Source organism: Candidatus Pelagibacter communis, assembly GCF_012932795.1.
In the GTDB taxonomy this organism is placed as follows: domain Bacteria; phylum Pseudomonadota; class Alphaproteobacteria; order Pelagibacterales; family Pelagibacteraceae; genus Pelagibacter; species Pelagibacter ubique_S.
In genome coordinates, this window is record NZ_LANA01000001.1 from 340,190 (window position 1) to 351,454 (window position 11,265).

Below are 11,265 nucleotides of genomic sequence, written 5' to 3' on the forward strand. Positions count from 1 at the left end.
TGGTGGGCGAAGAGAGAATCGAACTCTCACTTCTTGCGAAACACGATTTTGAGTCGTGCGCGTCTACCAGTTCCGCCACTCGCCCTGAATTTTACTATTATAACTATAAAATTAAATAGTATAAGAACTTAATTTATATTAAAACCAAAAAAATGATTAAATTTTTGTATCAAAAATCTTTAAAACTTGCTGCACACAAGAGTTCAAAAACTTTTTTAGCAATAATATCTTTTGTTGAAAGTTCTTTTTTTCCTATTCCACCTGATGTCATGATTGCGCCGATGGTCATTGCAAGAAAAAATGATTATATAAAAATTTTTTTAATAGCTACAATATTTTCTACATTAGGAGGTTTTTTAGGTTATTTTATAGGTTTATCCTTTTCAGATGTAGCTATGCTTGTTGTTGAGTTTTACGGTTATGAAAGTAAAGTCGATGATTTAAAAGATGATTTTTCTATTGGTGATGGTCGCTTCATTTGGATAGCAACATTATTTCTTGCTGGATTTACACCCTTGCCATTTAAAGTTTTCACTATAACTAGTGGCATGATCGGTTTTAATTTATTTATATTCTTTTTTATTTGTTTGATCTCTAGAGGTTTGAGGTTTTTTATAGTTTCTTATCTTTCATTTAAGTTTGGAAATACTTTTAATAAATTCATGGAAACAGAGGCTGCAAAATGGTTTGCAATTTTAGGTATTTTAATTGTAGCTATCTTTGGTCTAATATATTTTGTGATTAAATAATATGTCTATAATTAAATATCAAAAATCTTTAAGTCTAATATTGATTTTTAGTATTTTTGCACTTTTTTCAGCTTACTTCATTCAATATATATTAGGTCATCAACCATGTAATTTATGTTTAATTCAAAGAATACCTTACATCTCTTCAGTAATAATTATTTTATTATGTTTTTATTTAAAAAAATTTGAGAAAGTATTTTTGATTTTTCTTAGTTTAATATTTCTTTTAGCTTCAGTAATATCTTTCTACCATTTTGGTATTGAACAAGGTTTTTTTAAAGAGTCACTGGTGTGTGATTTAGATGATGCAGACAAAATTCTTAACCCAGATGAACTATTAAAAAAATTGAAAGAAAAAGCTGTAAGTTGTACTGATGTTACTTTTAAAATTTTTGGACTATCTCTTGCGACTATAAACATCATTATTTCTTTAATATTATGTATTATAACTACAAGACTTTTTTTAAATTATGAAAAAAACTGATAAAAATAAAGTAATAGAATTTATTAGAGTAGACCATGCTGGAGAACGTGGTGCAATAAAAATTTATGAGGGACAACTATTAGCACTCAACACCTTTTTAAAAAATGATGAACTAAAAAAAAAAATTGAAGAAATGAAAGTACATGAAAAAGAACATTGTGATTATTTTGAAAATGAAATTAAAAAAAGGAATATTGAGCCTACTAAGTTTTTACCTTTGTGGGATATACTTGGTGTTGGACTTGGGTTTGGTTCAACAATTTTGGGAAAAAAAGCTGCTATGCTATGTACTGCTTCAGTCGAAGAAGTAATAGATGAACACTACTCAAATCAAATCAATGCATTAGAAAATGATGAAAAAAAATTAAGAGATAAAATTATTAAATTTAGAAAAGATGAATTACAACACAAAGATATAGCCTACAAAGAAGGGGCAACAAAAAAAGGTATGTATTCAATTTTAGACAAATTAATTAAAACTGGTTCTAAAATTGCCATTAATATATCTGAAAAGATATAATTAAGCCTCTAACTCAACATCCCAATATAAATAATCCATCCAACTTTTATGAAGAAAATTGGGTGGAAAGTTTTTACCATTTTTATGTAGATCTTCTGTTGATGGTTGATAAGGCTTTTGATTAAGTGTCATTTCTGAATTTTTTAATAGTCTGCCACCTTTTTTTACATTACATGAAGAGCAAGCTGTAACTACGTTTCCCCAATTTGTCTCCCCACCTTTAGATCTTGGGAGCAAATGATCAAATGTTAATTCTTGATTACTACCACAATATTGACATGAAAACTTATCTCTTAAAAAAACATTAAACCTTGTAAAGCTAGGATTTGACTGAGGCTTAATAAAACTTTTTAAAGCAATTACACTTGGCAATTTCATGTTAAATGATGGACTTCTAATAACTCTATCGTAATTACTAACTATGGTTACTCTGTTTAAAAATACGGATTTTACTGAGTCTTGCCAACTCCACAAGGACAGCGGATAATAGCTCAACGGTCTATAATCGGCATTCAAAACTAATGCAGGACATTTTTCTAAAGAAAGATTTTGATCAGCAAAAAACATATTAAAATTCTAACTGAAAAAAATTATTATATCAATAAATAGAATCTTAATTAAATTTGGAAATTATTTTTTATATAATTTAATGCGACACTTGAGGCTTCAATTGGAATATGGTGTGCACTATCTTTTATCATTTTTGTCTCTATTTCAACATTATTTCTAATTAAAAAGTCTTTTGCTTCCAATAAAAAAGTTGGTGAAACAACTTCATCTTTATCTCCATGAAGCAATAATATTTTTGTTGAAGAAGTTTTTCTTTTAATTAGATCCTCTTGATTTATTACTTTTCCAGAAAAACCAACAATGCAATTATAGTTTTTGGTACTTGTTAGTCCTAAATTTATAGACATCATGCATCCTTGGCTAAAGCCTGATAAACAAATTTGTGAATTTTCTAAATTATATTCATTTTTTATTTCTTCAATAAATTGATTAAGCTTTATTTCAGCTTTTTTTGACTGTTCTAAAATATATTCAAGATTATCACTGGTTAAGTCAAACCATTGGTATCCAGCTGGATTGATTGCACATCTTTCATGTCCATCAGGACATATAAAAATAGTATTTGGTAAAAACCTTTTCCAATTTAAGGTTAACATACCTATGTCTTTTCCATCACCACCATATCCGTGAAGTAAAATAACCGCATTCTTAATTGGTATATTTTTTTCTGGCTTTATAATCGAAGCTGTCAGACAAAGTGTCATAGATGTTTTTATTATGTTTTTTTATATAAAAAAGACACTACAATATAATTATGATTTCTGGAACATTAGTTAAAATTTTTGGTATAGCCCTTTTAATAGTCGTTGCCGTTGTATTAATTTTAGGAATTGGCACACTATTTAAAGGTGGAGAGACTAGTAAAAAATACTCAAATAAATTAATGCAGTTTAGAGTACTTTTTCAGTTTATAGCTATAATAGTCTTAGTCTGTTTTGCTTATTTTTTTAAAAATTAATCATAATTTTTCAACCAATCAATAAACTCCTCATTATCGAAATCAGTGGAGCCCACAATTCTTGCAAACTCCTTGCCTTCTTTGTTAAATAGAATTGTAGTGGGTATTCCTCTTAACGAAAATTTTTTTGCTAAAGTAGCAGGCGCATCTATAAAAATATCTAAATTTCGAACATTCAATTCTTTAAAAAAAAGTTCCATCTTAGAAACATTTTCTTTACCCATATTTATAGGAAAAATTTTTAAATCTTTGAAATCACTATTTGATTGAAGATTGTCTAAAGATGGCATCTCGTCTTTACATGGAACACACCAAGTTGCCCAAAAGTTAAATAAGACTAATTTTCCTCTAAAATCATCTAAATTAATGTTTTTTTGATTTGTGTCTCTAAAAGTCACATCATCATATGTCTCTGGGTTTTTAATTAAAATTAAATTTCTTATATTAGGCTTTTCTGAAGCATAACTAAAATTTGTGATTATTAGATAAATAAATATTATTAATAATTTCATACTAAATATGTATAATTAATTATCATGAACAAAAATAAAAACAATAAGGCAATATGGAATTCAAGAATAAAGGAAGATGCTTCTATACTATTTCAAAAAGTAGGTAATTCGATAGACATTGATAAAAAGCTTTTTAAAGAAGATATTTTAGGATCGATTGTGCATGTTGAAATGCTATTTAGGCAGAAAATTATTTCTTTTAAGATTAAGAATAAGATAATCTATGGACTAAACAAAATTGAAAAAGAAATTTTAAAAAATAAATTTGAATATAATAAAAAATATGAAGATATTCATATGAATATTGAAAAAAGATTGTTTCAAATTATAGGTGAAGATGCAGGATATATCCATACTGCTAGATCTAGAAATGATCAAGTCATTACTGATTTTAAAATGTGGACTAGTTCTGCAACCAAAGAAATTATTAAAAATTTAAATGATATTATAAAAACAATTCTTAAAGTTTCTGAAAAAAATATTGAAACAATAATGCCAGGATTTACACATTTAAAAAATGCTCAAGCTGTATCGTTTGCACATTATTTAATGGCCTATGTAGAAATGTTTAATAGAGATAAAAATAGATTTTTATATAACATAAAAAGTTTATCAGAATGTCCTCTTGGTGCTGCAGCATTAACTGGCACTTCTTTTAATATTGATAGAAATTTCACTGCAAAAAAATTAGGCTTTGAAAAGCCAACTAATAACTCCATAGATACTGTTGCTGATAGAGATTTTGTTCTAGATTTTTTGTATAGTGTATCAGTTTGTTCCATGCATATTTCAAGAATTGCAGAGGAATTAATTATTTGGAATTCTGATGGTTTTAATTTGATCACCCTTTCAGACAAAGTTGTTACGGGATCCTCTATAATGCCTCAAAAGAAAAACCCTGACTTATTAGAATATCTAAGAGGAAAAACTGGAACAACTTATGGAAACTTATTTTCAATGTTAACTATACTCAAGGGCTTACCAATTTCCTATTTTAAAGATTTACAAGATGATAAGGAAATATTATTTAAATCTAATGAAATTCTAAATAATTGTATTTCAATTCTTAATGAAGTCTTAAAAAATTTAAGGCCTAACAAGCAACAAATGTTAAATCTTGCAAATTCTGGCTATATTACAGCTACAGATTTAGCTGATTATCTTGTTAAAAACCATTCAATGCCTTTTAGGAAAGCATATCAAATTACAGCCATGATTGTTAATTTTGCAGAAAAGAAAAATAAAAAATTAAATGAGCTTAGTGCTGAGGAATTAAAAAAAATTGAACCAAAGCTTACAACTGAAGTATTAAAGGTTTTTAATGTAAAAAACTCTGTAAACTCCAAAAAATCTTATGGTGGAACATCTTTTGATAATATTAAAAAAATGATAATGAAATATAAAAAAGACATAAAATGATAAAAAAAATAATTTTAATTTCTATATTTGGTATTTTATTATTATCTTGTGGAAAAAAGGGAGATCCTGAATATAAGGCTAACAAAAATAATATCCTTACATTTCAGATTTAATGAAATATATTAATAAAAGTCTCTCTATCGAAAGGGTTAAAGTTCAAGATATTGCTAAAAAATTTGGCACCCCAACATATTGTTACTCATTTGGCCAATTAAAAGAAAATATCGATAATTTTAAAAAGAGTTTTAAATCATTTTCACCCTTAATATGTTTTGCAGTTAAATCTAATACAAATATAACTTTAATTAGAGAAATTAAAAAGTTTGGACTTGGGGCTGATGTAGTTTCTATTGGTGAATTAATGATAGCACTTAAAGCTGGCATAAATCCAAAAAAAATTGTTTTTTCTGGAGTTGGAAAAACTTCAAATGAAATAAACTATGCAATCGATAAAAAAATTTTGTTGATAAATGCTGAGTCTGAAAGTGAGATTAGTGAAATTGAAAGGATTGCTAAATACAAAAATAAAATTGTAAACATTGGTATTAGACTTAATCCAAATATTGACGCCAAAACATTAAAGCAAATTTCAACAGGGAAAAAAGAAAATAAATTTGGCGTAGATGAGAAAACATTTTTCAAAGTAGTAAAATATGTTGGACTCTCAAAAAATATCAATCTTAAATGTTTAAGTGTTCATTTGGGAAGCCAGATCTTAGATCATAAACCGTATGAAAAAATGCTTAAAGTAATAGATAAAATTATTAAAAAAAGTAATCATGATTTTGAATTTATCGATCTTGGTGGTGGCATGGGAATATCTTATGAAAAAAATACTAAGAAACTTAATTACCAAAAATATAATATTGCTATAAAAAAATTTTTAAGAAATCATAATTCTAAAATTATATTTGAACCTGGAAGATCAATAGTTGGTAACATAGGCTCACTTATTTCAAAAGTTATTTACATAAAGGGAAATGAAAAAAAAGACTTTGTTATACTCGATGCTGCTATGAATGACCTTATGAGACCAGCATTATATGGTGCAAATCATAGAACTATACCTGTAACAAAAACAAACCAAACTTCAAAGAAGACTTATGAGTTTGTTGGTCCGATTTGTGAAAGTACAGATAAATTTACGACATTAAAAAAATTTCAGAAATTAAAAGAAAAAGATCTTGTGCTTATGTGTGATGTTGGAGCATATGGCATGTCGTTAAGCTCAAATTATAACATGAGACCTAAACCAACAGAAATACTCATTAAAGGATCTAAAATTAATGTTATTAAAAAAAGACAAAAGCTGAAAGATTTAATCTAGTTTTTGATTCAAATGATAAGAAATCTTTTATTTTCTCTTTTCTTCTTTTCAGGAATTATTATTATTTCTATTATATTTATTCCTGCATTTTTTCTTCCTCAAAAAATAACCTTATTCGGAGGAAAAATTATGGGGTATTGGACCTCATTTTGTTTGCGTGTTTTTTTATCAACAAAGATAATAATTAAAGGTAGGGAAAATATAATTAAAGATAAAAAGTTTTTTATAGCATCCTCTCATCAGTCAATGTTTGAAACTTTTTTTTTACAAACAATTTTTAATTCTCCAGTTTTTATTTTAAAAAAAGAGTTACTTTTGCTCCCAATATTTGGTTGGCATCTTAAAAAAATTGGCTCAATATCAATAAAAAGAAATAAAATATCAAAAGAAAACCTTAGTTTTTTTAATGATATATCAAAACAAATAAATTTATCAGATAGACCACTAATTATTTTTCCACAGGGTACAAGATTATTACCTAAAGACAGAACACCTTTTAAAAAAGGTTCTAGTAGAATTTATGAAGAACTAAAAATTTCATGCCAACCAATAGCAATTAACTCTGGAAATACTTGGCCAAAAAAAGGTTTAAAAAAAATTAATACAATTTTAACTATCTCAATTTTGAAAGCAATTGAACCTGGGCTACAAAAAGAAATTTTTTTAAAAAAATTAGAGAGCGTTATATACTCTGAACTAGACTTTCTAAATTAACCTTTCATAGGCATTACAACAAAAATACTATCAAAATCATCTGGATCTTTAATTAAAGCTGGAGAAGCAGTATCATTAAAAAAAATTTCAATTTTATTTCCATCTAATTGTGAAGCAACATCAATCAAATATCTTGAATTAAAACTAATTTCTAAATCATGCTCAAACTTTACACTTAGACTTTCTTTTCCATCACCACTGTTTGTATTATTTACAGACAAATTTAAAACATCTTTTGATAGATCAAATTTTACTCCATCTTTTTTATCTAATGAAACTGATGCAACTCTGTCAACAGAGTCTAAAAATAACTTTAAGTCTATTTCTAATTTCTTTTGATTATTTTTTGGTATCACCTGAACATAGTTAGGAAATTTACCATCAATTAACTTTGAGATTAAAATACTATTATTTAATTCAAATTTAATTTTAGATTTAACATTTGAAATCTTCACATCTCCATTATAATTCTCTAATAGAGAACACAGTTGAAAGATTGTTTTTTTAGGCAATATAACAGCTTCAAAATCTACTTTTTGATCTAATCGTATTTTGGAAATAGACATTCTGTGACTATCTGTTGCTGCTGCTGTTAGAAAATTTTTATCCTCAATTTCAGTTTGATGAAGGAAAATTCCACTTAGATAATGTCTTGTTTCATCATTAGAAACTGAAAATTTACATTTATTCAACAGTTTTAATAGTTGTTTAGATTTTATAGAGAACTCATTTTGATTAAAATTTTCATCAGTTAATGGAAATTCAGATGCACCAATACAATTTAAATTAAAAACAGATTTTTCTGACTCAACTTGCAGTTTGCTAACATCCGTTAAAGACAGGTTAATTTTTTTTCCAGTGGAAAACTTTCTTATAATATCATACATGATTGATGAAGTGGTAGTTGTATTTCCTTCTTCAATAACCTCTACATTATTTATTTGATGAATAAATATTAAGTCTAAATCTGTTGCAGTAATTGTTAAACTTGACTTATCAGCGTTTAATAAAACATTTGATAAAATTGGAAGTGTACTTCTTTTTTCTATTACACCCTGACAATAATTCAAAGCTTGTTGCAAATCTTGCTGGTTAACGTTAAATTTCATTTTCTTTAGTATACAATATTTGATTTTTTAAGTTGTTAATATTGTCATTCATTTCTGGATCTCTTTCTTTTAATTTTTCAATTGTTTTAACAGAATGTATAATTGTTGTATGGTCTCGATTGGAGAACTCCCTTCCTATTTCTGGTAAAGATTTAGATGTCAATATTTTAGTTAAATAAATAGCTGCTTGTCTTGGTCTGACCAAATATCTTGATCTTCTTGAAGACAACATTTCATTTTTGCTAATTTTAAAGAATTTACAAACAGTAGATTGGATTAAATCAATTGTTACTTTATTCTCACCTATATTCAACAGGTCTTTTAAAACAATTTTTACTTCTGATAAATTTGGAACTTTGTTATATATCCTTGAGAAAGAAACAACTCTATTGATTGCGCCGACTAATTCTCTAATACTTCCTGTAATTTCAGTGCTAATAAATTTTTGTATTTCTTCAGAGATATTTATTTGATTTGAATAAAAAATATTAAGTTCCTCTGTTTTTTGTTTAAGAATTTTACTTCTAAGTTCATAATCAGGTTTTTGAATATCAACGACCAAACCTCCTGCAAATCTTGATTTAATTCTATCTTGGATTCTTGGTAGTTTGTTTGGGGCTCTGTCCGCAGAAATTATTATCTGCGAATTTTTATCAAGTAATGCATTGAAAGTATGAAAAAATTCTTCCTGCATTGCTTCTTTGCCATTCATAAACTGAATATCATCAATTAATAAAATGTCAGTATTTCTAAAATATTCCTTAAATTTTACCATATCATTAGATTTAATAGATTTGACAAATTGATACATAAATCTCTCTGCAGAAATAAACATCACTTTATTTTTGTCTTTCAATGAAAGGCCAATAGAATTCAATAAATGAGTTTTGCCCATTCCAACACCCCCATAAATGTAAAGTGGATTATAATGAGAGATATTTTCTGAAACTTTTAATGATGCTTCGTAGGCTAATTTATTGCTAGTTCCAGTAATAAAGTTTTCAAATCGTTTGTTGGGATCAATTCTATTATATTGTAAGTATGTGTCTTTAATAAATGATACATTTTCGTTATTTACACTTGGCAGAGTTTTATTTTGAAGATCATTTTCGTAGTTTTTTTCAATAATTTTAAATTCAATTCTTGTTAAATCTTTTTTATAGACTTTTACAATTTGTAAAATTTGATCTAAATATCTTGAAGTTATCCAATCTCTTATAAATCTAGTCGAGACAGAAAGTAAAATGTAATTACTCATTTCTTCAACAAAATCTATTTTTCTAAGCCAGCTTTCATATATATCGCTACCTAGTTTACTCTTCATATCTTTTTGAATAAGAGCCCAGTCTAATGCTTCTGGGGAGTTTTTTTTTAAATTTTGAATAGTATTTTTGTTAGACATAAATTTGTAGGAATGAACTCAGTTAGAAGCAAAACAAACATTTTGCAATAATTAATTTAAAAAAATAAAAAAAAAATAAACTTTTAAGGGGAATCGTTTGTAGCGCGAATAGATATTTCTAAATAATTAATGTCGTAATGTTCACTTTTTTGTAAAAACTGTTTTACAAATTTTAAATCTGTGAGTGTGTGTTTTAAGAAAAAAATTTTCCTTTTTTTTACTAAATCTATATATAGTAAATATTTAAAAATTCTTTTTATATTTTGTGTTTATAATAATATATGAATGGCTAAAAGTAACCATGTGTTGTAATTTAAAGGGACGCAATTTTTTTAGTAATTCTTGAGACGTTTCTTGATGCATTAGCTTTTTTAATTATTCCAGTTTTTGCTACTTTCATCAATTCAGAATTCAACTTAGGTAAGAATTTCAAGGCTTCAGCTTTTTTCTTATCTTCAATTAGAAGGTTAATTTTTTTTATAGCATTTCTGTATTTGCTCTTACGAGCCTTATTTACAAGGGTTTGTGTAGTAATTTTTCTAATTCTTTTAATTGCTGATTTTGTGTTTGCCATAAGCGCAGTGGTATAGCTCGAGAATTTATACTGGTCAATAGAATAATTGTTTATTTTTGACATATATTGCAAAAGAAAGTCGATCTATTAGAGATAGATATTTTCTTTACTTTACCTGCACATTCATTTCCTAGACAATTTAAATTTTCTCTTTGATAAACTTTAAATTCTTTTTGAAAATTCCCACTTTTTCCAGAAACATTTTTAAAATCACGAATACTTGATCCACCTTTTTGAATCGCTTTATTGAGAACACTTCTTGAAAAAAAAATAATTTTTTTACAATCTTCTTTGGATAATTTCATTGCCTGCCGTGTTGGTTTAATTTTACTTAAAAATAAAATTTCACTAGCATAAATATTACCTATCCCAGATACAAATTTTTGATCTATTAAAAAATTTTTAATGTTTTTTTTTTTATTAAAAAAATATTTTAATAAATACTTTAAATTAAAGTTCTCAAAAAATGGTTCTGGCCCTAGATGACTAAATTTATTCATTAATTCTTGTTTATTATATATGAATTTAAAAAATCCGAATCTTCTAGGATCATTATAAATAACTTTTAAATCTTGGAATTGTATTTCAACATGATTATGTTTTTTTGGTAAGTTTGGAGAATTATAAAAGCTGGTATTAGTAACCTCATTCAAATTATTTTTTTTAATTAAATAGATAGTGCCTGACATTCCTAAATGAATTAAACAAAATGAACCCTCAGAAAAATTTAAAATTAAATATTTAGAAAACCTAGTTACTTTTTTAATAATTTTTTTTTGTAATAATTTTTCAAATTTTAGAGGAATTCTAAACCTTAAATTCCTGTTTTTAATTATTACTTTCTTAATTTTTTTTTGTTGTATTTTTTTAGCTAGCGATTGTTTAACTATTTCTACTTCTGGTAATTCTGGCATTTGACGTTATATT

At 26.3% G+C, this 11,265-nt stretch carries 14 protein-coding genes and 1 tRNA gene; 7 read left to right on the top strand and 8 right to left on the bottom strand.

The window, feature by feature from the left end; all coding sequences use genetic code 11:
* Positions 1-85, bottom strand: a tRNA-Leu gene (locus VP91_RS01760).
* Between the two features lie 67 nt (positions 86-152).
* Here VP91_RS01760 and VP91_RS01765 point away from each other — a divergent pair.
* Genes VP91_RS01765 through VP91_RS01775 form a run of 3 tightly spaced genes read left to right on the top strand, consistent with a single transcriptional unit; the run spans position 153 to position 1,753 of the window.
* A complete protein-coding gene (locus tag VP91_RS01765) occupies positions 153-749 on the top strand; it encodes a YqaA family protein (RefSeq protein ID WP_169035723.1) in 597 nt (198 codons plus the stop codon).
* A 1-nt stretch (position 750) separates the two neighbouring features.
* Complete coding sequence (locus VP91_RS01770; RefSeq protein WP_169035724.1) at positions 751-1,233, top strand: disulfide bond formation protein B; 483 nt, start codon at positions 751-753, stop codon at positions 1,231-1,233.
* Positions 1,220-1,753 (top strand): demethoxyubiquinone hydroxylase family protein, encoded by a 534-nt coding sequence (locus VP91_RS01775; RefSeq protein WP_169035725.1) that lies wholly within the window; start codon positions 1,220-1,222, stop codon positions 1,751-1,753. Before VP91_RS01770 ends, VP91_RS01775 begins: the two co-directional genes overlap by 14 nt.
* Here the strand turns inward: VP91_RS01775 and VP91_RS01780 are convergent, their stop codons facing one another.
* Together VP91_RS01780 and VP91_RS01785 are read right to left on the bottom strand one after the other, a co-directional pair.
* A complete protein-coding gene (locus tag VP91_RS01780; protein ID WP_169035726.1) occupies positions 1,754-2,320 on the bottom strand; it encodes an HNH endonuclease in 567 nt (188 codons plus the stop codon).
* A gap of 50 nt (positions 2,321-2,370) precedes the next feature.
* Positions 2,371-3,027, bottom strand: coding sequence for an alpha/beta hydrolase (locus VP91_RS01785; RefSeq protein WP_169035727.1), 657 nt, complete (start codon positions 3,025-3,027; stop codon positions 2,371-2,373).
* Positions 3,028-3,077: 50 nt separating this feature from the next.
* On the opposite strand from VP91_RS01785, the gene VP91_RS01790 reads away from it, so the two are divergent.
* Complete coding sequence (locus VP91_RS01790) at positions 3,078-3,281, top strand: twin transmembrane helix small protein (RefSeq protein WP_169035728.1); 204 nt, start codon at positions 3,078-3,080, stop codon at positions 3,279-3,281.
* Here VP91_RS01790 and VP91_RS01795 read toward each other — a convergent pair.
* Positions 3,278-3,793, bottom strand: coding sequence for a TlpA family protein disulfide reductase (locus tag VP91_RS01795; RefSeq protein WP_169035729.1), 516 nt, complete (start codon positions 3,791-3,793; stop codon positions 3,278-3,280). The genes VP91_RS01790 and VP91_RS01795 overlap by 4 nt on opposite strands.
* Before the next feature lie 24 nt (positions 3,794-3,817).
* On the opposite strand from VP91_RS01795, the gene argH reads away from it, so the two are divergent.
* From argH to VP91_RS01810, 3 genes are all read left to right on the top strand, one after another.
* On the top strand, positions 3,818-5,212 hold the full coding sequence (argH, locus tag VP91_RS01800; RefSeq protein WP_169035730.1) for an argininosuccinate lyase: 1,395 nt from the start codon (positions 3,818-3,820) through the stop codon (positions 5,210-5,212).
* Positions 5,213-5,324: 112 nt separating this feature from the next.
* Complete coding sequence (gene lysA, locus VP91_RS01805; protein ID WP_169035731.1) at positions 5,325-6,539, top strand: diaminopimelate decarboxylase; 1,215 nt, start codon at positions 5,325-5,327, stop codon at positions 6,537-6,539.
* Positions 6,540-6,551: 12 nt separating this feature from the next.
* Positions 6,552-7,253 carry a lysophospholipid acyltransferase family protein gene (locus VP91_RS01810; protein ID WP_169035732.1) on the top strand — a complete coding sequence of 234 codons (702 nt, stop codon included), beginning with the start codon at positions 6,552-6,554 and terminating at the stop codon, positions 7,251-7,253.
* On the opposite strand, the gene dnaN is transcribed toward VP91_RS01810, so the two are convergent.
* From dnaN to mutM, 4 genes are all read right to left on the bottom strand, one after another.
* Positions 7,250-8,362, bottom strand: coding sequence for a DNA polymerase III subunit beta (gene dnaN / locus VP91_RS01815; protein ID WP_169035733.1), 1,113 nt, complete (start codon positions 8,360-8,362; stop codon positions 7,250-7,252). The genes VP91_RS01810 and dnaN overlap by 4 nt on opposite strands.
* Positions 8,352-9,764 (bottom strand): chromosomal replication initiator protein DnaA, encoded by a 1,413-nt coding sequence (gene dnaA / locus VP91_RS01820; RefSeq protein WP_169035734.1) that lies wholly within the window; start codon positions 9,762-9,764, stop codon positions 8,352-8,354. The genes dnaN and dnaA overlap by 11 nt, the downstream gene beginning before the upstream one ends.
* 313 nt (positions 9,765-10,077) lie before the next feature.
* Positions 10,078-10,338 carry a 30S ribosomal protein S20 gene (rpsT, locus tag VP91_RS01825; protein ID WP_169035735.1) on the bottom strand — a complete coding sequence of 87 codons (261 nt, stop codon included), beginning with the start codon at positions 10,336-10,338 and terminating at the stop codon, positions 10,078-10,080.
* A gap of 50 nt (positions 10,339-10,388) precedes the next feature.
* On the bottom strand, positions 10,389-11,252 hold the full coding sequence (gene mutM, locus VP91_RS01830) for a bifunctional DNA-formamidopyrimidine glycosylase/DNA-(apurinic or apyrimidinic site) lyase (RefSeq protein WP_169035736.1): 864 nt from the start codon (positions 11,250-11,252) through the stop codon (positions 10,389-10,391).
* Positions 11,253-11,265 lie beyond the last annotated feature (13 nt).

Coding starts and splice junctions, on each gene's coding strand:
- dnaA (WP_169035734.1), bottom strand. CDS start 9,764: ATGTCTAACAAAAATACTATTCAAAATTTAAAAAAAAACTCCCCAGAA.
- VP91_RS01790 (WP_169035728.1), top strand. CDS start 3,078: ATGATTTCTGGAACATTAGTTAAAATTTTTGGTATAGCCCTTTTAATA.
- VP91_RS01765 (WP_169035723.1), top strand. CDS start 153: ATGATTAAATTTTTGTATCAAAAATCTTTAAAACTTGCTGCACACAAG.
- argH (WP_169035730.1), top strand. CDS start 3,818: ATGAACAAAAATAAAAACAATAAGGCAATATGGAATTCAAGAATAAAG.
- lysA (WP_169035731.1), top strand. CDS start 5,325: ATGAAATATATTAATAAAAGTCTCTCTATCGAAAGGGTTAAAGTTCAA.
- rpsT (WP_169035735.1), bottom strand. CDS start 10,338: ATGGCAAACACAAAATCAGCAATTAAAAGAATTAGAAAAATTACTACA.
- mutM (WP_169035736.1), bottom strand. CDS start 11,252: ATGCCAGAATTACCAGAAGTAGAAATAGTTAAACAATCGCTAGCTAAA.
- VP91_RS01775 (WP_169035725.1), top strand. CDS start 1,220: ATGAAAAAAACTGATAAAAATAAAGTAATAGAATTTATTAGAGTAGAC.
- dnaN (WP_169035733.1), bottom strand. CDS start 8,362: ATGAAATTTAACGTTAACCAGCAAGATTTGCAACAAGCTTTGAATTAT.
- VP91_RS01780 (WP_169035726.1), bottom strand. CDS start 2,320: ATGTTTTTTGCTGATCAAAATCTTTCTTTAGAAAAATGTCCTGCATTA.
- VP91_RS01810 (WP_169035732.1), top strand. CDS start 6,552: ATGATAAGAAATCTTTTATTTTCTCTTTTCTTCTTTTCAGGAATTATT.
- VP91_RS01770 (WP_169035724.1), top strand. CDS start 751: ATGTCTATAATTAAATATCAAAAATCTTTAAGTCTAATATTGATTTTT.
- VP91_RS01785 (WP_169035727.1), bottom strand. CDS start 3,027: ATGACACTTTGTCTGACAGCTTCGATTATAAAGCCAGAAAAAAATATA.
- VP91_RS01795 (WP_169035729.1), bottom strand. CDS start 3,793: ATGAAATTATTAATAATATTTATTTATCTAATAATCACAAATTTTAGT.